General features: G+C 40.4%; 19 protein-coding genes. 11 read left to right on the top strand and 8 right to left on the bottom strand.

Annotated features, from left to right (window positions below; all coding sequences use genetic code 11):
* Positions 1 to 56: 56 nt before the first annotated feature.
* Together B9Y69_RS15065 and B9Y69_RS15060 are read right to left on the bottom strand one after the other, a co-directional pair.
* On the bottom strand, positions 57 to 1313 hold the full coding sequence (locus B9Y69_RS15065) for a competence/damage-inducible protein A (RefSeq protein WP_085473806.1): 1257 nt from the start codon (positions 1311 to 1313) through the stop codon (positions 57 to 59).
* 14 nt (positions 1314 to 1327) lie between these two features.
* Complete coding sequence (locus B9Y69_RS15060) at positions 1328 to 3796, bottom strand: putative LPS assembly protein LptD (protein WP_234991267.1); 2469 nt, start codon at positions 3794 to 3796, stop codon at positions 1328 to 1330.
* Between the two features lie 348 nt (positions 3797 to 4144).
* On the opposite strand from B9Y69_RS15060, the gene B9Y69_RS15055 reads away from it, so the two are divergent.
* Positions 4145 to 5011 (top strand): N-acetylmuramoyl-L-alanine amidase family protein, encoded by an 867-nt coding sequence (locus B9Y69_RS15055; RefSeq protein ID WP_085473805.1) that lies wholly within the window; start codon positions 4145 to 4147, stop codon positions 5009 to 5011.
* A gap of 64 nt (positions 5012 to 5075) precedes the next feature.
* Positions 5076 to 6023: an MlaD family protein gene (locus B9Y69_RS15050; RefSeq protein WP_085473804.1), complete on the top strand. Its 948-nt coding sequence runs from the start codon at positions 5076 to 5078 to the stop codon at positions 6021 to 6023.
* A 39-nt stretch (positions 6024 to 6062) separates the two neighbouring features.
* On the opposite strand, the gene B9Y69_RS15045 is transcribed toward B9Y69_RS15050, so the two are convergent.
* The gene (locus tag B9Y69_RS15045; RefSeq protein WP_085473803.1) at positions 6063 to 7739 is read right to left on the bottom strand and encodes a M56 family metallopeptidase; all 1677 of its coding nucleotides are present in this window, start codon (positions 7737 to 7739) and stop codon (positions 6063 to 6065) included.
* A 5-nt stretch (positions 7740 to 7744) separates the two neighbouring features.
* Entirely contained in the window at positions 7745 to 8107 is a 363-nt protein-coding gene (locus tag B9Y69_RS15040; RefSeq protein ID WP_085473944.1) for a BlaI/MecI/CopY family transcriptional regulator, read from the bottom strand.
* Between the two features lie 340 nt (positions 8108 to 8447).
* On the opposite strand from B9Y69_RS15040, the gene B9Y69_RS15035 reads away from it, so the two are divergent.
* The 4 genes from B9Y69_RS15035 to B9Y69_RS15015 all read left to right on the top strand — a co-directional run bounded on the left by B9Y69_RS15035 (position 8448) and on the right by B9Y69_RS15015 (position 13276).
* A complete protein-coding gene (locus B9Y69_RS15035) occupies positions 8448 to 9734 on the top strand; it encodes a citrate synthase (RefSeq protein ID WP_085473802.1) in 1287 nt (428 codons plus the stop codon).
* Between the two features lie 204 nt (positions 9735 to 9938).
* Complete coding sequence (locus tag B9Y69_RS15030; protein ID WP_085473943.1) at positions 9939 to 11720, top strand: hypothetical protein; 1782 nt, start codon at positions 9939 to 9941, stop codon at positions 11718 to 11720.
* Positions 11721 to 12603: 883 nt separating this feature from the next.
* Positions 12604 to 12804 (top strand): helix-turn-helix transcriptional regulator, encoded by a 201-nt coding sequence (locus tag B9Y69_RS15020; protein WP_085473800.1) that lies wholly within the window; start codon positions 12604 to 12606, stop codon positions 12802 to 12804.
* Between the two features lie 7 nt (positions 12805 to 12811).
* Positions 12812 to 13276, top strand: a complete 465-nt coding sequence (locus tag B9Y69_RS15015; protein WP_134431228.1) for a thermonuclease family protein — start codon at positions 12812 to 12814, stop codon at positions 13274 to 13276.
* A 22-nt stretch (positions 13277 to 13298) separates the two neighbouring features.
* Here the strand turns inward: B9Y69_RS15015 and B9Y69_RS15010 are convergent, their stop codons facing one another.
* The 4 genes from B9Y69_RS15010 to B9Y69_RS14995 form a co-directional block, all read right to left on the bottom strand.
* Positions 13299 to 13661 (bottom strand): VOC family protein, encoded by a 363-nt coding sequence (locus tag B9Y69_RS15010; RefSeq protein WP_085473798.1) that lies wholly within the window; start codon positions 13659 to 13661, stop codon positions 13299 to 13301.
* A gap of 101 nt (positions 13662 to 13762) precedes the next feature.
* The gene (locus B9Y69_RS15005; RefSeq protein WP_085473797.1) at positions 13763 to 14308 is read right to left on the bottom strand and encodes a dihydrofolate reductase family protein; all 546 of its coding nucleotides are present in this window, start codon (positions 14306 to 14308) and stop codon (positions 13763 to 13765) included.
* A gap of 63 nt (positions 14309 to 14371) precedes the next feature.
* The gene (locus B9Y69_RS15000) at positions 14372 to 17425 is read right to left on the bottom strand and encodes a beta-L-arabinofuranosidase domain-containing protein (RefSeq protein ID WP_234991265.1); all 3054 of its coding nucleotides are present in this window, start codon (positions 17423 to 17425) and stop codon (positions 14372 to 14374) included.
* Between the two features lie 324 nt (positions 17426 to 17749).
* Positions 17750 to 18220 carry an LIC11966 family surface protein gene (locus B9Y69_RS14995; RefSeq protein ID WP_085473796.1) on the bottom strand — a complete coding sequence of 157 codons (471 nt, stop codon included), beginning with the start codon at positions 18218 to 18220 and terminating at the stop codon, positions 17750 to 17752.
* 263 nt (positions 18221 to 18483) lie between these two features.
* On the opposite strand from B9Y69_RS14995, the gene B9Y69_RS14990 reads away from it, so the two are divergent.
* The 5 genes from B9Y69_RS14990 to B9Y69_RS14970 all read left to right on the top strand — a co-directional run bounded on the left by B9Y69_RS14990 (position 18484) and on the right by B9Y69_RS14970 (position 26543).
* Positions 18484 to 18936: a hypothetical protein gene (locus tag B9Y69_RS14990; protein WP_085473795.1), complete on the top strand. Its 453-nt coding sequence runs from the start codon at positions 18484 to 18486 to the stop codon at positions 18934 to 18936.
* Positions 18937 to 18953: 17 nt separating this feature from the next.
* A complete protein-coding gene (locus B9Y69_RS14985) occupies positions 18954 to 19475 on the top strand; it encodes a HEAT repeat domain-containing protein (RefSeq protein WP_085473794.1) in 522 nt (173 codons plus the stop codon).
* A gap of 612 nt (positions 19476 to 20087) precedes the next feature.
* Positions 20088 to 23282 carry a SusC/RagA family TonB-linked outer membrane protein gene (locus B9Y69_RS14980; RefSeq protein WP_085473793.1) on the top strand — a complete coding sequence of 1065 codons (3195 nt, stop codon included), beginning with the start codon at positions 20088 to 20090 and terminating at the stop codon, positions 23280 to 23282.
* A gap of 4 nt (positions 23283 to 23286) precedes the next feature.
* On the top strand, positions 23287 to 25209 hold the full coding sequence (locus tag B9Y69_RS14975; protein ID WP_085473941.1) for a RagB/SusD family nutrient uptake outer membrane protein: 1923 nt from the start codon (positions 23287 to 23289) through the stop codon (positions 25207 to 25209).
* A 26-nt stretch (positions 25210 to 25235) separates the two neighbouring features.
* Positions 25236 to 26543: a DUF5000 domain-containing lipoprotein gene (locus B9Y69_RS14970; protein ID WP_085473792.1), complete on the top strand. Its 1308-nt coding sequence runs from the start codon at positions 25236 to 25238 to the stop codon at positions 26541 to 26543.

Below are 26543 nucleotides of genomic sequence, written 5' to 3'. Positions count from 1 at the left end.
CAATACCCATAAACAGAATATAATATTTAAATAAAAAGATAAATCAAAATATTATTCTAGGTCATTTTTACCTCTTTGCTAAAGAGGTTCCATAGCATATTTAAGGACATCGCAACTGTTCGCTCAATATTAATCTTTCTATCGTTGGTAAATTGAAAAGTTGTGACTTCCCGACCATAACGACCTATAACAGCGACACATACCATACCAACTGGTTTTTCTGCCGTTCCTCCGCTTGGACCTGCAACGCCACTCGTAGCAATTGCATAATCAGTCTGAAAAACTCGTTTTGCACCTTGCGCCATCTCCATTACTGTTTGTTCACTCACCGCACCAAACTGCATCAACGTTTCTTCAGCTACCGCTAATACATTTCGCTTAGCGCTATTTGCATACGTCACTGCAGCCCCATTGAACATTTGGCTTGCACCTGGAATGGCCGTAATGGAAGCAGAAACAGCCCCCCCCGTACAACTCTCGGCTGTCGCTAAGGTAACCCCTGCTTCGGTAAACTTTTCTACGATTATTTCCTCAAAGTCGCGTGCATCATGGCCTACGATATGGCCTTCCAAACGTGCGGTGATCTGATCTACGAAGGTCGCCGTTTCTCTTTCCAACAGTGCACCATCCGTCCCACTAGCGGTCAGCCGCAAGCGCACCAGGCCAATTTTAGGTAAATAGGCCAATCGGATATAATCAGGAAGGTTATCTTCAATATCTGCAATCTGTCGTGCTAAGTGAGATTCACCAATCCCAACGGTTAAAATATAAGCGTTATGGGTTATCTCACGTGCCGAAAAAGCCGCGAATCGTGGAAGGACCCGCTCTCGCATCAGATATTTCATTTCGAAGGGAACGCCAGGCATAAAAACGAAAACACAGCCATCCCGCTCAATCCACATCCCCGGTGCAGTCCCCACATCATTAAAAAGAACATCTGCATCGGCCAAGACATCCGCTTGTTTTTGATTAATGGGTGGCATATCTGCAAAGCCAAACTTTGCAAAAAGTCGCTCCACATGACGTAATACCTCTTCATCCCGAATGATGGGTGAATCAAAATAAGTAGCGATTGTTTCTTTGGTCACATCATCATTCGTAGGTCCCAATCCGCCTGTTACCAAAACAATCTGCGCCCGTTGACTAGCTGCCTCCAAAGCCTCCTCAATCGCCTCTTTCTTATCCGAAATAGAAGTTATTTGTACAACACGAATATTCAGCGGAGCAAGATGCTGTGCCATCCAGGCTGAATTTGTATCTACGACTTGACCATTTAAGAGCTCGTCGCCAATGGTTATAATTTCTGCTTTCATAAAGCTGAAAATGATTAGTATACATAATGACTCTCGCGCTTAGTAAGTTTCAAATCCTGCAGGATTGATGACTTGGCTCGAATCGTAATATTATAACTTTTATATTGTCCAAAAGGCACCCATCCAACCGACATATCCCAGCAGTGTAGATCCCTATAAATACTGAAACGCGTCAGCGATAAAGCTTGTTGTTTTAAATCGTATCCCGAATTAAATTGCACCTTCCATTTCGGTGTAAGGTTAACATCTCCGTTGATATTCACCGTGGCTGTGATATCATTCTTCATCTGCTTTACATTACTATCCCAACGTTTGCTATAGTTCATACTAAAGGAACCATTCAAATTCCACGGAATATTAAAATCCACAAACGCATTCGGATCGGTACTGATACGCGCTAAAGCCTGTGCTTGCTCTTGCGTCATATTTGGCATTTGGTTGCGCAAAGAATCAATATTATTATTTCGGCTCTTATTGGCATTCGGATTTAAACTGTAGTCAAATGAAAGTCCAAAGTTGGTCAATCGTGCCAAGCTACCTTCTTTGATCGCAAATTTATCGATACGCACCCCTTCGCTATTCACGACATATGGATCAAACGTACCATTGAAATTCAAATTGATCTTTTGGTTGAAGAGCGACGTTCGTCCCGAGAAACTAATGGTAGAAAGTTTAAGGGAGTCTGCCATAAAGTTATAGTTACCACTAAAGGTCAAGCCCTGGATTAATGGTATCTTTTTAAATCCTTTTCCTGTCGTATCATTTTTCGTTCGGACTTTCGCTTCAATATTATTATCAACGGAGAATCCTATCCCCATGGATTTACCTGCTGACGGTCCGCCATATATTCCCCCTTCAAAGACAGAGTATTTTTGCGATATACCATCTTTATTGATGTAATCCTTATAAAAACCATAACGTGGATCCGAGAAATCCGGACGATAGTTCAAGTTGATAGAAGGCGTAACAATGTGGCGAATGGCTTCGATTTTTCCCATCTTCGGGTACGAGCCATAAATCTTGGTCGAAAGACCTGTCGATAAAGAATAGTCGTAAGCACGACGGAACCCCTGTACCGTATCTTTCACCTCCACAAAACCACCAACCTCGTTGGTCAATCCTTTACGAATAGACTGCAGGTACCAACGCTCCGTATAGTTTACCGATGTATTAAACTGGAAATACTTAAAAGCATTCAGGTTTAAACTGATGGGAATATTATGTTGAAAACCATTGGTAAATTTCGATAATGCTTCTTTGGTAAAAAGCACAGAGTCGCCTGCCGAAATCGAGTTTCTTCCCTGTAAGCTATATCCAACAGTGATACGCTGATACCATTTCTGCTCGCCGACACGATTCTTTGAATCGAATGGGTTAAAGGTAGAAACGTTTAAACTAAAGGATGGTAGCTCAAGATCAACCTGTCCGGTACTGATATCCTGACGGTGACTTAAACTCGACGTAAAATTGACCTTCCCATCGGCAAACACCCGACCATAAGCAATGGACGATGACATATTGTTACGTACGACATCTTGGATACTATTAGTCTGGTTAAACCCTGTATTTTGAAAGTATGATCCTGTACCAAAATTCACCGAGGCAGAAAACGAGGTCCCCGGATTTGCTTCCTGACGTTGCGTATGGTTCCAGGTAACATTAAAATCTTTATTAGCCCCATAATTTGGTGTACCTTCAATCCCCACTTTCGTCGACGCATAACGGATATTGAAACCACCACTATACTTATAGTTCACAAGATAATTCGTTCGGATGTTAGTTTCCCAAGATCCCTTGGAGTAGAAACTTCCCCGCAATTCGCTATCCCAATAATCGTTAAATGCTAAATACCACCCGATATCCCGGAGTGCAAAACCACGCGAGGCATCCTCCCCAAAAGAAGGGAACAGAAAACCAGATGATCGCTTATTGGTTTTCGGGAAAAATCCGAAAGGAATAGCAATAAATTTTAACGGTATATTTTCAACCACTAAGTACGATGGTCCGGCAATAATTTGATTTTTGGTTACCACCCCTTTGGAAATCTGTAATCCAAAGTGCGTATGTGGGAATGGCAAATTACAGGTACTGTACATCCCGTGGTAGAGCGACATCTCGTCGTACAGGTTTTTTCGAAGGATCTTTGCCTGGATAAATCCACCGTCGACTTCCGTCATGATACCATAGGTATTTCCCTCCTTCTTCTTATAGTCATACAGTAAAGAGTCGACAGATTTGGGTGTATCGTTCGGAAACAGAACAACCGGTCTTCCTATATATTTACCATTATGATCCAAAACACCGCTAGCAAACAATTCGTTGGTATTCCGATCCAAGCGAATATAGTCTGCAGAGAGCTCAAAATCTTGATATTTCACTTTTGCACCTTTATAGAGGTGAAGAATATTCTTACTCACTTGATTCCAAGAGGAGTCATTCGCCACAATGGTAACCACCGTTTCCAGACCGTCTTGATCTTTCATAATAACAGTATCTCTCCCTTGAGTATCGCGCAAATGATTCTTCGAGGTATCGGTCGTAACCTTGGTCGTATCCTTACCAATGGTACTTACAGCTTGTTTAGCTGGGGCTACAACTTGTCCATAAGAAGCTGTTAAGCTAATAAAAACGAACAAAAAACTACAGAAAAAACAAGTTAAAGCCTTCAAAGTGAATTACGAATGTTATTTTTGTGTGAATTTAAACTTCTATCGGCAAAAATAGTCAAAAAACAGATACAAAGAGTTATTAGATAAGCTCGAAGTAATAATAATTTTTGCATCGCTATTTTTGCTATAATTTTAAACGGCCACAATAAGGTTTTAATACAAATGACTAAAAAAAATTACATCTACCGCGCAAGCTCTCTTTTCATATCAATCTTTATCCTTACGATTTCAACATCTTCTGTTGTACCACAAGACCCGCCACAAGCTCCGCAAAAAGGACTTTCAAAGGTACGTACCATTGTAATAGACCCTGGCCACGGTGGTCGCGATGACGGTGCTGTAGGACGTCAGAGTAAGGAAAAAGAACTTGTTTTGGAGGTTGCTCTGAAACTAGGTAAACGCATTGAAAAAGAACTCCCTGATGTCAAAGTTATTTTCACACGCAGTACCGATGTTTTTATCCCACTATTTGAACGCCCTGCCATAGCCAACAAACACAACGCGGATTTGTTTATTTCAATCCACGCCAACTCGGCCGATTCAGACCAGCGCGTCAAAGGTCGTAACGGACGTTATACAACCACTACGGTAAGAAAACCATCCGTTCGTGGAACGGAAACATTCGTACTTGGTTTTAATAGGCTGGGGAATCAGGATGTTGCGATTCGAGAAAACGCATCCATCCTTATGGAAGAAAACTACAAAGAGAATTATGGTGGATTTGACCCCCGCGACCCTTCTTCGATGATTGTTTTTCAATTGCTAAAGAGTCAATTCCGCCGAGAGAGCATCCGTTTGGCGTCTTATATGCAGGATGAATATGTACGTGTATCTCGTGTAAACCGTGGTGTGCAAGAACTCTCTTTAGCAGTACTTAAAACAGCAGGTATGCCAGCCGTATTAACCGAGATTGGTTTCATCAGTAGTCCCGACGAAGAAGAATACATGATGTCATCTGCAGGTCAAGAAGAGATTGTTACTGGGCTACTCAATGCCGTAAAAACATATAAAACTGCTGCAGAACGATAAACTTTTAGTAGATTAGTTTGTTGGAGATAGTAAACAAATAATCAGAACATATAGAAAAAGTATTTTGAAGATATCGAACGAAACGAAAGTAGGCATAATCACTATTGTGGCCCTAGCATTATTATTTATAGGCTACAATTTTTTGAAGGGCAATGATGTATTCAGCAGCGAGAATGAATATTATACGGATTACGACAATGTTGATGGACTTACGGTTTCCAAACCTGTTGTTGTAAATGGATACCAAATTGGCCGTGTTTCTAAATTAGCACTGTTGAACAATGGCAAGATCCGCACCCACTTCAAAATCAAAAATGATTACGATATCCCTTCCAATACTGTTGCGCGAATTGTTAGTGCAGATTTATTAGGAAGCAAAGCTATTGTATTTGAATTAGGAAATAGTAAAACACTCGCTAATGACGGCGACCCTTTACTATCTGATGTACAAGCCAACCTTTTAGAGAAAGTAGAACCTTTGCAAAAAAAGGTAGAAAATCTGGTCGTCAAACTAGACTCTGTTTTATCGGCGGTAAACTCTGCTTTGGACGCAGAATTCCAACGTGACTTCAAGAGTAGTTTACGAAGTATTTCTGTATCGTTAAACAATATGGAAAAAATAACCAATGATGTGGAAGGTTTGATGGGCAGTGAAAAGGTACGTTTGGCTAAAATTATGCAGAACTTAGAATCGATTACCAACAACTTTAAAAACAACAACGATAAGATCAACAGCATTTTGGCGAACCTGGATCATTTATCAAGCGATCTTTCAAAAACAGAGATTAAAGCGACGATAGATAACGCTAACCAGGCGATGAAGGATGTACAGGCTATTACAGCGAAAATTAATAAGGGTGAAGGATCTATTGGTTTATTATTGCACGACGAGAACCTATACAACAATTTGAACAGCGCAAGTTCTGAATTGGATGGTCTGATTAAAGACTTAAAAGAGAGACCTGGAAAATATCTGCGTCTAAGTATCTTCGGAAAGAAAGATACAAAGTAAAAAAAGAAGGGCTTATCAATTTGATAAGCCCTTCTTTTTTTACTCCGCCTTGGCAGCTTTAACTCTTTCCCCTTCTTTGGTCGTCACAATAAGAATTCCATTCTCACCTTTTGCACCATAAGTCATCGTTGACTGCTTATCTTTTAGCACCGTAACAGAAGCAATATTTTCTGGTATTAACGTTTTTGCAGCAGCATCAAAATCTTCCTGCACTACTCCATCAATGACCATGAGTGGTTTTGGCCCGTTTCCTCCCGGCCCAATTCTAATACTCATTTTCGGGTCGGAAGCATTCCTTTTATTGATAGAATCATTCGTATGTTTTTGCATGCTTGTCCCTAGAATGGTCGCGGTTCCAGATTTCGTATCTCCTTCCTTCGTGAAGCGATAGCTTTGAGTCGGTGCAACCTCGTTATTCTTTCCCTCACCTTTCGTGGTGATATAGATTACTCCATTCTTTGCTTCAGGACCATAAATATTGGTGCTCGCTTCCCCTTTAATTATACTTATCTCCTTAATTGTATTCGCATCGATCTCATTAATTTCGAACATCGGATCCATCAATTTGCCATCTACTACGGCTAAAGGCTTTCCTTTTTCTAGGACATTACCATTGGTACGAAAAATAAAAACATTTTGCGTTTTCTTGGCCGTAGTGTCCGTAACACCGGCCTCTGTAGCTTTTTTAACAACCGTTCCTTCGTCTTGTACAGCGAGACCTATAAATTTACCTTTAACCGTATCCTTTTCGGTTACTGCAATAATTTTTACAGTATCCTTTTGCTGCAGGACACGTTGCAAATCTTTAACCTCCGTCTGTTTGGCCAATAGCACCACCTCCGAAATTTTTTCATCCGCTTTCGTTACGGTGAAGGCCGCGGCAACAAAAATCAAAACAGGCAAAAGGAATGCATATTTACTTAATTCCAGCGCAGAAGATCTTTTCTTATTCATCATGGTAATCCTTTTTTTAAGTAGTTTAAAATTAAACTGATTGCCCACCCCTACGGTCGCTCCTTGCTTTGATACATGAAGTAGTGAATATTGATATGTCTGCCTATCAACTCCTTGATTCAACACATACTGGTCGGTTAAGAATTCAAGATTTTGCCTTACCGCCTTTCGTAAAAGCCATACGACCGGATTGTACCAACAGAGAATCAAAATGGCTTCAAAAAGAATAATATCCAGCGTATGTAACCCTTTCACATGAATCTGTTCATGTTCAAAAATATCATACAACTCGCTTTCCTCATGTTGTTTCGCATTCACATAAATGCGATTAAAGAACGAAAACGGGGCAATAGGAAATAACACATTACGATATACATATGTACGCCATGAAGCCTCGATAGAGTGACGATGTATTCGCATAAGGCTAAAAAGTTGCACGGCTAATTTTAGGAACAATACCATGGCCCCCAAGGCAAACAACGCCAAAGTAACTTGTTGGATATCCATCCCCTTTTCTATCGTTTTTTCGGTTTGCAACATACCTGGAATGTATGCAACAACCTCACCGATAGGTTCCATGTGTGTTTTGAAAAGGGCCGGTATATTCATAAAGGGGTAGAGCAAAGCAAAGATACCTCCCAAAATAAAATACACCCGGTTCAATGGATGAAAGGTCAGTCCTTTAAGCAACAAAAAGTAACCGAGGTATATAAACACCAACAGGATATTAACCTGTATGATATAGGTTAGAATTGCCTCCATAAATCTTAAGATTTATTGTTTTTAATCATATCCATAATTTCTGTCAGCTCCTTTTCAGATAACTTCTCCTCTTTCACGAAAAAAGAAACCATCTCTTTATAAGAGTTACGAAAGTAGTCCCCCACAAAACCGTTCATAAACTTCGCTTTATACTGCTCTTCTGTAACAACAGGTTCGTAACGATTCGCATTTGCGTAACGCCTCGGTTCTACATATCCTTTGCGCTCCAAATTCTTAATCGTCGAAGCTAAGGTGGTATAAGGAGGCTTCTCTCCTTTTAAATTATCTAGAATTTCTTTTACAAAACCACCTTGTAACTGCCATATAGACAACATGGCTTCTTCTTCTTGTATCGTAAGCTTTTCCATAGGTAACATGTTTCATTATTAACGTTATACAATATTACGAAAAAATCGTAATAAAAGAAAAGAAAAAAATAAACCACAACCAGCTCCCCCAGTCCACACAAAAAACTATCCCTAAAAAAAGGCTGTCTTTTTTGAATAATAACATCTAAAAAATCTTTTTTTCGTGTAGTGGTTACACTATCAAGCTTTTCTCCCAATTAATGCCTATTATTGCCATTTCGGCAATGATGTCGTTATTTTTCAGCATCAAAATGACGATTTCATGTTTATTTAATACGTTGAACAATTATTTTTTAATCGGGTTTTTTATACATTTGTACAAATAAGTCAAAATATAAGCATGTCAGATAAAGCAACAATAAATTTAGATGGTACGTCTTACGAGCTACCTGTGATCGTAGGGACGGAAAGCGAAAAAGCCGTTGACATCTCGAAACTTAGGGATCAATCAGGATACATCACATTAGACCCTGGGTTCAAAAATACAGGAGCAACGAAAAGCGCAATCACTTTCTTAGACGGTGAGCAAGGCGTTCTTCGTTACAGAGGTTATTCGATTGAAGAGCTTGCTGAGAAATCAACCTTCCTAGAAGTTGCCTATTTATTGATTTACGGAGATCTTCCTTCGAAAGAGGTATTGGAGAAATTCCGCGCAGATATCAGAAAACAAATGATGATCCACGAGGATATGAAAAATTTCTTCGCTGGCTTCCCATCAAAATCCCACCCTATGGGTCAGCTTTCTTGTTTAGTAGGAGCATTATCTGCTTTCTACCCTGAATCGCTTAACCCAAATGTGTCACAAGAAGAAGAAAACAAAACAATAATTAACATCCTAGGTAAAATGCCTACGATTGTTTCTTGGATACAGAAAAAATCATTAGGTCACCCGATCGTATACCCTAAAAACAATTTAGGTTACATCGAAAACTTCTTAACAATGATTTTTGGTGAGGTTACAGGCGAAACAATTTTTGACCCTGTAGTGGTAAGTGCTATGCACAAACTATTGATTCTTCATGCTGACCACGAGCAAAACTGTTCCACATCAACGGTACGTATGGTTGGTTCATCGAATGCAAACTTATATGCTTCCCTTTCAGCGGGCATCAATGCACTTTGGGGACCGCTACATGGGGGCGCTAACCAAGCGGTAATCGAAATGTTGGAAGCAATCAAAAACGATGGTGGTGATGCTGAAAAATACTTAGCGAAAGCGAAAGACAAAAACGATCCTTTCCGTTTGATGGGTTTTGGACACCGTGTATACAAAAACTTCGATCCGCGTGCTAAAATCATCAAAAAAGCATGTGATGATATCTTGGAAAAATTAGGTATTAATGATCCAGTGTTGGAGATCGCGAAAAAACTAGAAGCAGCTGCACTGAGCGACCCTTACTTTGTAGAACGTAAGCTTTACCCGAACGTAGATTTCTATTCTGGTATTATTTACCGTGCATTAGGATTTGAATCGGACATGTTCACCGTTCTTTTTGCGCTAGGACGTCTTCCAGGATGGATCGCGCAATGGAAAGAAATGCGTGACAACAAAGAGCCTATCGGCCGTCCGCGCCAGGTTTATATCGGAGAAGTAAACCGTGAATACATTGATATTAACAAAAGATAGTTGCTAGGGGTTGGACAGTAAAAGACTAATTGTTAAAAATTAGGTTTTACCAAAACTCCTTATAAAAGACTATTCAAGAATAGTAAAACGTGTCTGAGAAATCGGACACGTTTTTTTTGTGTGATATTAATCATTATTTTTTCACGATGCCGTTACTTTCTAGGCGCCTAAATATCACGTATTTCGTAATGCATGAACAACATTATGAAACACAGCTTCCACATCCCCGTCTTGGGTTTGGCCTTTTCTATAGACTCCCCTATCAAGGTTGCCAAATACGGTATTTCTTCGGTTCTATCCATTGTTGACGATGAGCTGATCGAGCGTATCCGGCACTATTATGCCAACTTGAATGGATTATCATTCACCCCCATTAACAAACATGAAATTGACGGCCGTGCTAAGCGTATAACCGCTTACCTAAACTTGGTACAAGAGCTCGTGGAAGGGCAAATTCAAAAAATAAAGACAGAAACCTTTTCCATAGGTAGCGATTTAAGCAAATACTTCGAAATGTTGGCCGAAAAGACCCCAATAAAGGAACTTTATAATCAAATGTTAAGCACTGTCAACAGCCATCAAAAGGAAGCTATGCAACAGGAACTGCGCAATGCCGTTTCCGCTGGTGACATTGATGTGAACATCATGGCTAAGGTAGACAAGCTAAACCATAGCCAACATGGTGATGTATTGAATGAACGATTTTCGGATGCACTCTCGGCGATACGTGGGTTTGCCAATTCAAACCTCTCCTCATCTGTGGTCTTATCCGCTGGCATGAATCCTCGTTTGTACAATTACTTAGCAACATTAGATTGTTTCTTCCCAAATAGTGCGGGAAAACTCCAGAAAAGAATAATTCTGAAAGTGTCTGACTTTCGCTCCGCAAATATTCAAGCTAAATATCTCGCTAAAAAAGGAATATGGATTTCCGAATTCCGGGTGGAATCTGGCTTAAACTGTGGCGGCCATGCTTTTGCAACAGAAGGTTTTCTATTAGGTCCAATTTTGGAAGAGTTTAGATTGAAAAAAGAAACCCTCATCGCTGAGCTACACAGTTTATATCAAGAATCTTTATCAAATAAAGGGATTACTGCTCCCGAAACTCCTTACCCTATCCGCTTTACGGCGCAGGGAGGAATCGGGACCCCAGAGGAGCAGAATTTTTTACTTACTCATTATGGTTTTGACGGAACTGGTTGGGGCTCTCCCTTTCTTTTAGTGCCCGAAGCAACAACCGTAGATCAAGCGACCTTAACCGCATTGACGCAAGCAGAAAAGGAAGATTTCTATTTAAGCGGAGCCTCGCCCTTAGGCGTTCCATTTAATAACTTTAGACACAGCACCTCGGAGAAAAAAAGACTGGATCGTATTGCTAAAGGTCGCCCAGGTAGTCCTTGTAAGAAGAAATATCTGATTACAAATACCGAATTTGGCCCTACGCCTATCTGTACGGCATCGCGCGTCTATCAGCATGCCAAGATCAACGAGTTGTCGCAGCAATCATTACCAGAAAATGAATATCAAAAAGCATATAACAAGATTACCGAAAAAGTATGTCTTTGTGACGGATTAGCGACTTCTGCTTACATAAATTATGGTATTGAAAAGCCACGAGAGGACCTTTCCGTTTCCATCTGTCCCGGACCAAACACCGTATATTTTGACAACACGTATAGCCTTAAGGAGATGGTTGACCATATTTATGGCCGTAAAGAAATACCGCTAAAAAATGAACGCAATCATTTTTTTATAAACGAGTTAGAGCTCTACATAACGTATCTAAAAAATTATGTAGAAGAGACCGTTCAAGATGCAAAATCAATAAAATTCGTTGAACGATTTAAAGCGCAGTTATTGACTGGAATCGAATATTACGAATCCATTTCAAATCAAGTTATGGAAAATGTATCTTCTAAAATTGAGTCGTTTAAAAAGGAGCTTACAGTGGCGAAAAACAATTTACAAACAATAAAAACACCCTAGTTGTTTACACATCTTAATGATATAGTCAAAAAAAACAGCCTCATATCCTTATTGATTACAATTTCCTATTGATGCGATTACTTTTCTCATCATACTCCTACTCATCTAAACACGGAGGAATGATGGGATTTTTATGTCGCCGAATTTGCTTGTCGCAACCGCTTTCTACGCTGACGCGTCTAGCAAATCTAATCGAAGTACCTCATGATTTTTCGAAAGTATCGTCCTTAGTATTACTAATAATCCCCATTTATTCCACCAACACGTAATCTCTGACTTTACCGCCCTACCAAACCTTCACCTACTCCTAACCGTTACGCGATAAATTTCGTATAAAACCGGATTTATATGTCCTCGAAGCAAAAGGAAAACAAACATTACATTTTGTAAAATAAACTTGTCATAATGTAAAATATATTTTACATTTGACGCATTAACAATTTAAAACTATGTACCATTATGAAAAGTATACCATTACTCCCTCGTTGTTTTCAATGGATCGGACTTTTGCTCGTTTTGACATCCCTCTTGAGTAAACAAATTGCTAACTTAAATTTCTCTCTATTTGCCGTCCTTTCGAATCAGGGGAATTTTAGATTTATCAACACAGATGCAGGCTTAACAATTTTCCTAACAACCTCTATCCTTGGTCTTCTATTTATTTCATTCACGAAAAGAAAACAAGAGGATGAAATGATAAATAGTCTTCGACTATTTTCTTGGTCCTGGTCCATTATTATCAGCTTCATCTCTTTCTTATTAATCACCGTTTTTGTATATGACAGCGATTACTTAATTGTCATGTACTTTCCGCACTTGATATTGGGTCTATTTCTTATCTTGTTTAACATTCAACTATTCAAAATAGGAAGGAGAGTCGGGCATGAAGAATAATATCAGGATTAACCGTTTAATAAAAGGTTATTCACAGGAGCAGCTGGCCAATTTGGTCGGTGTGAGTCGTCAAACGATCAACGCACTTGAAGCAGAAAAATATGTTCCTTCGACCGTTTTATCACTCAAGATTTCCCATGTATTAGAAAAGTCTATTGAAGAATTATTTGAATTAGAAGAGAATGATTAAAATTTCTATGAAGATTACATTTGTTTTCATTTATTTATTTGCTTCCCTGATTAGCCATGCACAAACTGTAAGAGGGAAAGTGGTCCGTGTTGCCGATGGAGATACTATTACCATTTTAGATTCCAACAATACCCAGATAAGAATTCGTTTTCACGGGATCGATTGTCCCGAAAATGGTCAGGATTTTGGTCAGGTGGCGCGACGGTTTACCTCGGATCTGTGTTTCGGAAAAAAGGTCAAAATCGATGTAAAAAGTAAAGACCAATACGGGCGAACGGTAGGCATCGTATGGGTTCAGGATACACTAAATGTCAACCTCGAATTGCTCCGTGCCGGACTAGCATGGCACTACAAACTTTTTGATAAGTCTACCATTTTTGCGGAAGCTGAACAGACCGCCCGAATGGAAAAGGTAGGACTTTGGAAACAAAAAAATGCGGTAGCGCCGTGGCTCTTTAGAAAAAGAAGATAAGCGAATACACATTCGCTGTGGCCTAAACGGACCAAACAGCGAGCTCATTTCCATCTGGATCTGTAAACTGAAAACGGCGTCCGCCCGGGAAACTAAAAATATCCTGTGTTAGGACGCCACCTGCTTGAAGCACTCGCTCCTTAGTAGACAAGATATCGTCGGAGTACAGTACGATCAATATACTTCCTCGAACAGCTGTACCTTGCGCAAAACCACCATCGACATGCGTGCCTTCAAATGCCGTATACCCTGGGCCATAGTCAGTAAACATCCAACCGAAACTCGCTGTATAGAATTCCTTAATACGTTCCAAATCAGGAGAAAGAAACTCGATGTATTGAATTTGTTCGTGCTTAAGTTTTGTTTGTGATGTTACATTTTCCATACTAACGTATTTAGATCTATTACCTTGTGCTTATTTTGAATACCAATTTACACAATCGTCAGAATAAAAAATAAATTTCTTAGTAAAAAAGCATAGGCACACTAGCGTTTTGTTTCGTAAACCATCTGTACCACGCCTGATTTAAAAGCATGACTCTCTTTAAGCTTTAATTGAAGACGCTTGCTAAGATCCTCAAACAACGGTTTACCTTGCCCCAAAGCTACAGGATGTACGGAAAGGCGATACACATCTATAAGATCTAGTTTAACAAAAGTGCTAATCAGGCTGGCACCCCCATAAAGCCAAATATCCTTACCATCTTCCGCTCTCATCATTTTTACACGATCCTCTATTCCTTCACGAATAAAGGTAGCACGACTATCATTTTTTTCCTGGCGACTAAAGACAATTTTCCTTTTCGAGTGTACAGTTTCCCATAACTCTCTTTCCGGAACACTCACCTCTCCTTCGGGTATAAAATTCCCCCAGGCGTCATAACTTACACGTCCGTAAAAGATGGTATCAATCCCCTTCAAAAAACCAGTAAAATCCATATCCTCATCCATGATGCACCAATCGATTTCACCATTTGGCCCTTCAATAAACCCATCTAAGGTGATGGCTAAGTCTAAAATTATCTTTCTCATCTTTTATGTTGTATGATCGAACTTCGAAAATACAACATAAAAGATCAAAACTAGTAAGGTGATTTACTTTAGTGTTACATCTAAATATACCGAATGGCGCCCATAGGTATCGTAGAATGGTTTAAAAACCACATCCTCAATTTGAAACTCCAATTGACTTGCATCTCCTTTAATGGTTTTACTGATATCTTTTGCATCTAACGTTACTTTACGCCATTCTTTTCGAGCTTCTGGCTCTTGTGCTGCTAAGAGTATGGGTCCATAAAACAAACTGGCGATATTCGGCTGATCCATGAGTGGATCCAAATGAAATTGGAACGGCATGCGCAACTCAATAACATCGCCACTTTTCCATGTACGACTGATATTAAAATAACTGCCTGGTGTCGCATTTACATTTTGCTGTTCACCATTGATCGTTACATAAAAACCTTTGGTCGCCCATCCTGGAACGCGTACATGCACGTCAAATTTTCCATTTCCTTTAATGCGTAACCGTGTATGGTCTTCCTTCGGAAAACTTGTTTCCTGTTCAATCGTTACACCACGTTCCGTCCAATTTAGAGTCGACGGAATGTAGAGATTTACGTATAGCGCATTATTGTCTTTACTTTTAAAATAAATGGAATTCTGGAGTTTCGTACTGCTTTCAATTGCTGTACCATTACAACAGGTAAATCCAGTCATATCGGGATTACCAAATTGCTTCATCGATCCAGGTCGTAATGGGACATGGTATGTATTGGCAGGACTATCCTTCGCTACGGACGCTAGAATATGATTGTATAAACCCCGTTCGTAATAATCCATCAGTTCCGTTCGTTGGTCAAAAAGAAAAAGATTACTGGTTAATTTCAACATATTATACGTTGCACAGGTCTCATTCTGCCCGCCTGCTGATAGACCATTTTCGTACAATGTAGCAGGCTGACTGATAAAGCATTCCGCATTCGCAGGATTACGTGCCCCCGCAACGCCTCCAATACTGTACATATAATCATTCACCGCTTTATACCAGAAGTTATCCGCTACTTTATAATATTCGGGCAAGTTAGACACGCGGTACATCTCTATACTCCCCACCACCTGTGGTATATGTTGGTTGGCATGCAGCCCTCGAAATGTATCCACATTTTTAGCCAGCCCGTGGGAATGATCGGGATCTCCAAAGAACATTTTTATATTATCAAAAAGCTGTGCGGTTTTCAAATAGTTATCATCGTTCGTAATTCGATACAAGTGTGCCATGGTTTCATTCATACCGCCAAATTCGCCTGCGATATACGTGTTCCACATTTTGATAAGCGTCTCTTTCGGCAACTGATTTAAACGTACATACACCCAGTCACTCATTCCAACAGCTACATCCAGCGCTTTTTTATTACCGCTTACTTCATAAATATCCAATAAGCCGGCTAAGATTTTATGCAAGGTATAATAAGGCGCCCATACTTGATTCTTTTGTCCACCATAGGTTGCTCCTTGTTCAAGCATAATAAACTGATCCGGCGGATAGGCACTGATAAAACCAGCCCCCCAATTCCAATAATCGGTCCGAATACCTGCTTCACTAAGATCGGAGTCATAATCAGATTTGCCCGGCCCTTTGGGTACCAACGTTGGATCTGAAACAGATACTCCGCCAGCATCTTTTGGTTTTCCAGACAAATGAGACAACTCATACAGCACGTTAACCATATAATCCATCTTTTGAGCAAAGTTATCCTGGAGGGCTTTATCATAGCCCGTTCCGGCATACGCCTGTGCAATAGCTGTCAGATAATGTCCAGTGGCATGTCCCCGCAACTTTGTATCTTGGCTATCCCATACCCCCAAAGGTTTTGCGCCTTCGGGTTGCTTTTGACCAAAAGCGTGACGGAACATATATAGAAAAGAGTTCGGGTCTGTTGTCGCTAAGGTATGGATGAACTTATCTCTATTTTCAATGAATTTTGTCTCCTGTTGCTTCGCATCTGTCACCAACAATACCTGGTCTAGATGAAAAGGCTCCAACTTCGAATTCGGTGTACTAGATTTATCTCCACCTTTGACCTTAATGACAGCCTTGGGCTGTAAATCAGTTCCAGGTACTCGACCAACAATCGTATATTCTCCAGCCTCAAGCGCAGCGCTATTATCAATCGGAGAAGGCCACAACACGCGAACTTTAGGCCCGACGACCGCATCACGATATGTCCCCTCAACATAGCTTGGTAAACGAGGTAATTCACCAACCTCTGTTTCTACTTTCACATCAGACACGTTCAACAAATATGCATTGTAAAGCTGTGCCTTTGTTAACGGAAAAGTCGGAAGATCATCTTCTACCTTACCCATATTTGCAGCATCCTCACGTACGCCTTTTAAAGCATTGTAATAAATTCCTCCCACCTGTCGTCTTGTCAATGGCACACGATAAATACGAAAATCACGAAGCAGAGCCTGCAAAGAAGGCGTACCCGGTAAGAAAGATTTACCGATTAGGAAGTGCCCTTTTCCATTCGTTTGTTGTCCAAATATGTCCGCCAATTCCAGAGAAACACCCGTCTTCTCTCCAACAAGTTTGCTATCCACATACGTAAATACAGATTTCGATGGAATATCAATAACCACCACCAAATGCACCCACTTATTTGTTTCAATAGCTGGCGCGGTCAACTCTAGTGCCGTCCCACTCTTTGTTGATACCAGCGTATAATACCCTGTTTTTCCTTTAACGCCTTCTGGAGCCGAAAAGAAACGTCGGTTAGCATCCTGCCCAAAATCAAAAAAATACTGATTCGTCTTATTCGATTGGAGATAGACCCACCCCGAGATACTTATAGATTCAAGATCCGTAAAAGCCGTCCCAGGAATGGAAATATAGTCGTTCGCTCCACCAGACAAAGACAAAACCTGACCAAATCGTTCGTCCTTCACATATTTAGCCACACCGCCATGGAACTTTCCATGTAAATTATTTCGAGACCAATCTTTCGTATCACCATCAAATACATACCGAGCCACCATCCCTGTCTCCCCTATACCATCCAATATCTGATCGCCTTGCGCGTTAACTTTTTGCGTAAATAGTCCTATACTCACTAAAAACAATAGTATCGGACAGAATAGTTTCATGCTTCTCATCTTTATTTTTTTCATGCGTAAATTAAAGGTTCATGTAGGTTCAAGCAGCCACAATAAGCTATAGTTTTCACTAAACAAACGATTGCTTGATAATATTTTTAAAACTAAGAAGAATCCGGACTTATCTCTACATAGATTTTAACGAACAGTAACCTGATATTAACAACCTTCATTTAAGCCTCAAAATGAGAAGTATGCGAATTAAAAAAGGAACAAACAAAACATCTCAGAGTAAGTGCCACAAAAAAGCTCCCGATAGAAACAAATCTACCGGGAGCCTGCAACCTTAAACGTTATTTTACTTTTTGTACGTTTTTACTTTTTGTACGTTTTTTCAAAATTGTTAGAGGCTTCGTTTACCCCATTGGCCATATTCTCAAACGCTTTATTGATATTCTCCAATGCAGTCTGTTCTACTCTTACATCTTCTTTATTGTTTTTTCGGATATCGATTAATTTCGGGTAATCTTGATCTACAATTTTCTTGTATCCTTTTAGTCCTTTTAACACGGCATTTTGGAGACCCGCATCGCCATTAAAATCTCCGATCTCTTCCATTTTTTTAATATCAGCATCAACAGCTTTTGCCCAATCCACTCTTACTTTCTCCGCCTCGTCATAGTTTTTACTCTCCATTGCTGCATTCATTTTACCAATATATGCCCCAGATCCATTGATGACAGTAATAACAGCATTATTGTATTCAACAGGATCTTTTGATGCACCACAACTCATAACAGTAAGTAAAACCATAAGAGTAATCCCTTTAATTAATAATTTTTTCATTTCTATTGTTTTTATTGATTTAACCTTAAGACAAAGGTAATTGAAGTATGCATTGGTAAACATCCCCGAAAACAGGGGTTTTGTATTAAATAATGAAAAGCAATAAACTTTAGACGCTCCCGTTTGTTTATGTGAATACTAAAAGACAAATAATTTAAGCAAAAGCTAATGCATGACATTATTGAAGGTCAACGCGATACCTCTGATAGTAGCATTGCTATACAGCTGAAAATTCATTAAATTTGTTTCATAAAGTCATACGTATGAAAAAACAGCTCACCCATAGCATACTAGTCATTATTGGTGCCATAAGTTTTATTTCTTGCAGTCAAGGCCCCGCTAAAGATGCCAAAGAAAAGACAGACGAAACCACTTCGAATCTTACGGGTATGTACCATTATGCTAACAATGGCGATACGATACGTTTGAATCTCCAAGTATCGGATAATAACGAGGTGCATGGTCAACTTTTATTTGCGCTGTACGAAAAGGATAGAACCGATGGAAGTTTAAAAGGAATAATTAAAGATAGTCTTCTCCTTGCGGAGTATTCTTTTTCTTCAGAAGGAGTTATATCTGAACGACAAGTAGCATTTAAATTCCAAAATGGAGCAGCACTACCGGGCTACGGTAACATGGAAGAGTTAGATGGCAAACTTGTCTTCAGCAATATCGATAGTTTGCATTTCGACGAGCAATTTGCTTTGCACAAGTAACAAGTAAAAAATAGAGCGTGAATTTAGAAGTCTTATTTCAGGACAAAAGTATCAAGACAAAGGCTAAAGTCGCTCTTATTGGAGAAAGCCTTATACAAAAGGAACTAACGACGGAGGAGCTGATCATTTTTGCCAACCAGCAAAAACCAGTGGAGATGGCCACTTGTATAGAAGCGTTGGAATACGCGACAAAGAAGAGTCCTCTGGTTGCCAATGAACGTCTCTTTAATTATGTGGCTAAATCACTGACGATGGATGAACCCCGCGTGAAGTGGGAAAGTGCAAGAGTAATTGGAAATATTGTCAAACTCTTTCCGAGCAAGATTGTTGATGTCATACCGCAACTGTTAATAAATGCGATGCATACAGGCACGGTTGTACGCTGGGCATCGGCTTATGCTTTGGCCGAAATCTTCAAATTAAAAACAGAGCACAACAATTCATTACGTGCAACAATGGAGAAACTCGCTGCACAGGAAGTCGACAATGGAGTCAAAAAAAAGTATACCGATGCGCTAAAAAAAGTCAAGTTGACTTAAAATAAATCATGTTTCTCTACCGCCACCCAATTCAAGCTACGGGCTATTTTCCTGCCTTTTAAAGTAGTCTTAAAAAAACCTAAACGGGCCAACAAGTCGCTTTCGTGTCCTAGTAAGTATCTCGCTCCTTTCCCACCCATTCAACTACGCTTATTGCGCACTCATATTATCTTTGTATTTACTTGCGCAACGTCCTTTTTACAAAAAAAATCCAAGTATAAGGCTAACAACAATCAAAACAAAATATACCTCGAAACACAATCGTTTGCGTAACTCACGAAAAGGTTTTCGAGAAAATAAAAACAACCTATCACACTGATAGAAAGAGTTTTACAATTCACAAAAAAAGCATCCCATATTGTACTTAATACACGAAAACGTTTAAGTAAACTACACAATCGTTTGCTTTAGCCTCTACTGCTCATATACCAGCTTTTAATCCTTAAAATTGACCATTCCTAAAGTTAATGGGGCCTATAATTATCATTACTTAACTAACTAAAATTAACCTTCATGACATTACTTATTTTTTATTTAACAAGCTTTTCGAAGTGGAGAAACTCTCTCCCAAAAGCACAGAGAAAAAATGACATTTGCTTATGCTGGAGTCGCATGCCAAATGCAATACAATATCTCGTTACGTGTCTGTTTGTGCTTACCTTTTACGGAAATAGTCAAGCAAATGAACATCCAAACAAATCGAGAAATACAGAAAAAAATATTCCCCAAACACAAATATCGGGATCTGTAAAAGACACGCTTGGAAATGTTTTACCAGGGGTTTCAGTATTCATCAAAGGTCGACCGAATGTAGGAACCACAACAGACCTCAATGGGCTCTTTGCGCTCAACATCCCATCAGGATCTAATGCGATCATCGTTCGTATGACCGGGTACTTACAGCAAGAAATATCGCTTGAAGGGCTAAAAACCATAGATGTCATTTTACGCGAAGATTCTCAAGGAATAGATGAAGTTGTCGTTACAGCATTTGGTCAGCGTGCAAAGAAAAGCGACTTGATTGGTTCTGTCGCATCCTTAAGCCCTAAAGATCTGAGAGCACCGGTCAGTAATCTTACAACTGCACTGCAGGGTAAAGTCGCGGGTGTGGTCTCATTTCAACGAAGTGGTGAGCCTGGTGGTGATAATGCTGATTTTTTTATTCGTGGTGTCGGAACATTTGGAACCAATAACAAACCATTGATTCTTGTAGACAATATGGAAGTAACGGCGGACGATCTAGCTCGTATTCCGGTGGATGATATCGAAAACTTCTCCATTCTTCGTGATGCAACCGCATCAGCAGTGTATGGTTCCCGTGGTGCAAACGGGGTCGTCCTCGTGACGACAAAAATCGGTCGTGAGGGACCTGCTAGCATAAGCTTTAGAACTGAACATCGCGTATCCACGCCGACACAGAGCCTAAAGTTTGCTGACCCCGTAACTTGGATGAAAATGTACAATGAAGCCGTTCTCACCAGAAACCCACTGGGTTCAGAACCTTACAGTCAGTTAAAAATAGAAAGAACAGCTGCCGGTGACGATCCGATAGCCTATCCTAGCGTAGATTGGTTAGGCGCGCTTACTAAAACCACCACCACGACCCAAAATTACAATTTAAGTGTTGCCGGCGGTGGACAAGTAGCAACGTACAATGTAAGTGGTAATTTTACCAATGATAACGGTCTATTAAAAATGGACGCGTTAAACAATTTCAACAACAATGTGAATTTCAAGGTCATGAACCTGCGAAGCAATATTGGTGTTAATATAACGAAATCTACATTTGCAATGGTTCGAACTGTTGCAAACATCCAAAACTACACAGGCCCACCAACGAGCGGCAATGAAGCTTATAACTTGGCATTACGTGCCAACCCTGTACTCTTTCTTCCGGTTTATCAGGCAGGACCTAGCCAATCTTATATTCAGCACCCACTTTTCGGAAATTCCGACCAAGGGCAATATGTAAACCCTTACGCCCAAATAATGCGCGGATATTCTGAAAGAAGAAGAAGCAACATGCAGGTACAACTGGAACTAAAGCAAGACTTTTCGGAGATACTACTACAAGGCTTAAACTACCGCGGTTTATTTAACCTGAGTCGGAACTCCTATTTCGCACAGTCCAGACAATACAATCCTTTTTACTATCAACCTATTGGAACAGACCCAATAAACAACTCCTTATTATTCAAACAGATAAACCCAGACTCTGGTACTGAATACCTTGATTTTGTTCCGGGGGAAAGATCGCAAGCCGCCATCTTTTACATGGAAAATCAATTGTCATACCAGCGAACCTTTAATGAAAAGCATAATGTTTTTGGGATGCTTATTAACACGATACGAGATAATGTGAGTACTCCTGTGGATAACAATATTTCACTAATCAATACACTACCAAACCGAAATGTTTCATTTTCCGGAAGTTTCACCTATGGTTATGACAATCGTTACCACCTACAATTTGCATTTGGTTACAATGGTTCGGAAAAATTCTCTGAAAAATTCCGTTGGGGTTTCTTCCCATCGTTTGGTGCAGCCTGGAATGTTTCAAATGAGGCCTTTTTTGAACCTCTAAAAAGCACAATAAACAACTTTAAGATCAGGTTCACACGAGGCACCCTTGGTAACGATCAAATTTTAGATACACGCTTCTTTTACCTGTCTGATGTTAATTTAAATAGCCCCACCTATGGTTATCCTTTTGGTCTTCCTGCAGAAGCCGGAAGAAGATCCATAAATGGTGTTGTCGTTAACAGATATGCGAATCCTGACATTCGCTGGGAAATCTCTAAACAGACAAACCTAGGTATTGACTTAAGTTTACTAGATGGAACCATAAATTTCACCGGTGACTTTTACCAACAATCTAGAGATAACATTGTGCAGGCACGATCCCTTTCGTCAATTAATGGCCTGACTGCTTCCGTTTATGCAAACGTTGGAAAATACAAAAGTCGGGGATTTGATGGAGAGCTTGTTTACAACAAAACCGTAAATAGCAACTTGTGGTTCCAAGGACGAGGAACTTTCACCTTAGCTTCCGGCGAATATGAATTTTATGAGGAGCCTTTTTACAAGAATGAATACAGACGTCGCAAAGGAACATCGGTAAATCACCAATTCGGCTATATTGCAGAACGACTTTTCATCGATGATAATGAAGTTTATAACAGCCCTGCTCAAGAATTTGGATCCACGGTTATGGGCGGTGATATCAAATATCTAGATGTGAATCGCGATGGTTTAATCAATGATGATGACCGTATGCCAATTGGTCACCCAACGACGCCTGAAGTAAACTATGGTTTCGGTTTAAGTACTGGTTACAAAGGTTTAGATTTTTCATTCTTCTTCAGTGGAGTAGGTCGTACATCATTGTTCATCAATCCAACGACGGCAAATACCCCAACAAGTAAAGGGATCGCCCCATTTGGAAGTGAGACAGCGCCAAACGCCGTTTTTCAGGGATGGGCAGACGACTATTGGTCAGAAGAAAACAAGAATATTTATGCTATTTGGCCGCGCTTGAGTGTCTCTCCGCAAGCAAACAATACCGTGCAAAGTACATATTGGATGCGAAACGGAAGCCTCATCAGACTAAAACAAGTAGAACTTGGTTATACCATTAATAAACAATTTTCGCAGCGTTATAAAATCAAGAATTTGCGGGTCTATGCCAGCGCGAACAACTTATTACGCTTCAGTTCATTTAAGCTTTGGGATCCTGAAATGGGAGGTAATGCCCTCAATTACCCTCTTCAGCGCGTATTTAATATCGGTATAAATGCAAACCTATAAAATTATGAAAACGAAATTTAAGACATGTATAATAGGACTAGGGTTGATCTTTGGGTTGTCAACTTCTTGCAATAAATTTTTAGATGTAGTTCCCGATAACGCCCCCGTCCTCGATCAAGCCTTCTCGATGCGAACGATGGCTGAACGATATTTAGTTACCTGTTATAGCTCTTTGCCGGAAAGTTTTTCGGTGCAGGGGAACGCCGGACTACTCTCGGGCGATGAATTCTGGTTAAGTTCGGAAGCTACCTATTCAGGCTACCACAGCTGGCGCATTGCGTTAGGGAGCCAAAACGGAGATAATCCACTTCTAAACGCGTGGGATGGGAACAATGGCGCTAAAGGTTATTGGATTGGTATTACGAACTGTAATATCTTTTTGGAGAATATTATGCGCGTACCCGATATGACCGAGGATGAAAAACTAATGTGGACCTCTGAAGTCAAGTTTTTAAAAGCTTACTACCACTTCTTACTTTTGCGTCAGTACGGCCCTATTCCAATCCGGGATAATAACATCCCAATCTACGATGCGCCAGGTTCATCGCAATTAGCTCGAAATACAGTGGAAGAATGCTTTAATTATATTGTTGGGCAAATCGATGATGCGATGGAAAACCTAATGGATGATGTAACGGCAGTAAACAGCGAGACAGGTAGGATAACCAAAATTGTCGCCAAAGCCATGAAAGCAGAAATCCTGATACATGCTGCAAGTCCATTATACAATGGTAATACCGGTGTCGAGGCTAGCATCACGAATGTAGATGGTACGAAACTATTTAACCAAACCTACCTTTCGGATAAATGGCAAAAAGCTGCTGAAGCCTGTAAGGTTGCGATTGATTTTGCACACCAAAATGGAAAGGCACTGCATACATGGACACCTACCGGCGGTTTTATCCCGCAAGCGAGTACACAATATCAAATGAACATCCGTGAGGCATACAATGAAAACACAGGAAATGCAGAGATACTTTGGTTAGACACGAAGTCAACTGCATCCGGAACCATTCAAGGTTACTTTATGCTGCCGCGTTATACCCCTAATGCTACCACAGGTACGCTACTTGGTTTTATGTCGGCTACGCTGAACATTGTAGAGAAGTTTTATTCTAAAAATGGCGTTCCTATTGAGGAAGATATCACCTACCCTTACACCAGCCGATTCGATTTAATTACAGTCCCATCAACCGATGGATACAAATACGATCTCGTTGCAGGTAAGGAAACTGCACGTATGAATTTGGACCGTGAAAACAGATTCTATGGCACGCTGATGTTTGATGCCGGCCGTGTATTTATGTTGCAGGCGACATCAGACGCAAACGCTTACAATATTGATCTAAAATACTCCGGGACATCGGGAAAAGTAGATCCGAACCAATACAACTGGACAGGATATGCTTCAAAGAAACATTACAACTACCGCGGGACAGTAGGCGCCAGTAACGCATATACCGCCCGCGTGTTTGGGCATCCCGTAATGCGACTTGCTAACTTGTATTTATATTATGCTGAAGCACTAAACGAACTTAACGGTCCATCTGCCGAAGCCTACGCCTATATTGATGTGGTTAGAAAGCGTAGTGGTTTGCCTGGTGTTGTCGAAGCTTGGCAAAAATATTCTTCTAATCCGACCAAACCTAGTACCAAAGAGGGACTACGTCAGATCATTAAAAGTGAACGCACGTCCGAATTTGCACTCGAAGGAATACGTTTTTGGGACTTAAGAAGATGGAGAGACGCCGTGAAAGAATATAACAGTCCAATTTTGGGATGGGATATTAATCAATCTGCCGCAGGCTCCTATTATCGCACGAAACTTCTTTACACGCGTTCATTTATGGAGCGGGATTACTTTTGGCCATTAAGCCTAAATGAGAGAAGAAGAAATCCAAACCTAGTCCAGGCAGCTGGCTGGTAGATGATAAACCAATAAGAAAACGTAACATGAAAAAGATAAAAACGATTTTAAAGAAAGCGACATTATGGAATATCGCTATCGCACTCCTATATACATCAGCTTGTACAGAAGATACCGGTATTACAGCAGGTCGAGTAGGTGAAAAACCAGATCAGTTAAAAGAATTAAAATACGAAGAGGCTCCCGGGGGCGCTGTGATCTCCTATAGCTTACCAACCTCTCCGGATCTACGGTATGTCAAAGCGATGTACACCTTAGAGAATGGGAAGGAGATGATCAGCAAAGCCAGTATATACGATAATCGTGTCGTAATTCAGGGCTACGCAAATATTGGAGAACATAATATTAAGCTCGTCGCGGTAGCGGTGGGTGATGTGGAATCTGACCCCGTGATGATCAAGATAAAAACAGGCCAGCCTAGCTACCTAAAGCTGGCGGAATCTTTCCTGTCCGATGATTTCTTTTACAGCACATTTGGCGGTGTAAACATCCAGTATAACAATGAAAATGCGGCAAACATTATTCTCCGCGTCTTTAAATATGTTTTGGACCCTAAAACGAATACATACAGCTGGACAACCTTAAACGAAACCTATACCAAATCTAAACAAGGTACCATTCGGGTTCGTGGAGAAATGCCAGTTCCCACTAAATACGGTATTGTCATTCGTGACCAATGGGGGAATATTTCCGACACCGTACAGCGAACACTAACGCCACAGGAGGAGTATGAAATCAAGAATCTATTGATATATGGCGGCATTACAGCCTATACCGATATGAATAGAAATGGAGATTACATCACCAACTACAACCCGCAAAGTAATACAGCCGAGATGCAAGTATCGCTTTTCGACGGTGCCGAAGCGAGCCCTTATTATGCAACAGCCCGCCAATGGTTTGGCCGCGGTGCCCCAGTTCCATTTCAATTTACGTTGGATGCCCGTAAAAAAGCACAAATAAGCCGCGTTAAGCTATGGGGTCGAAATGACAACTTTGGTTTGCTATTTCAGGCAACCCACCCTAAAGAATTCGAGTTATATGGTAGTAATTCACCCGCAGCCGACGGTTCATGGGATTCTTGGACGCACTTGGGCACCTTTGAGGGGGTTCGCCCCTCGGGCTTAGCTTTTGGTACAAATGCAAATGCTGAAGATCAAGATTATGCACGGAAAGGCGAAGACTTTGAAGTAGATTGGCAATCTCCAGAAGCCTTCAAATATTTTAGAATACGTATCAATTGCACGTGGAACGGTGTTCGAGAACAACCTTTAGGTAATGCATTAACCGTGGCGTTTTCAGAATTAAAGCTTTTTGGTAAATATATAGACTAG

This window comes from Sphingobacterium psychroaquaticum (genome assembly GCF_900177625.1).
GTDB classification, from domain to species: domain Bacteria; phylum Bacteroidota; class Bacteroidia; order Sphingobacteriales; family Sphingobacteriaceae; genus Sphingobacterium; species Sphingobacterium psychroaquaticum.
Note: the sequence above shows the minus strand (reverse complement) of the source record. Positions and strands in the feature narration are given on the sequence as shown.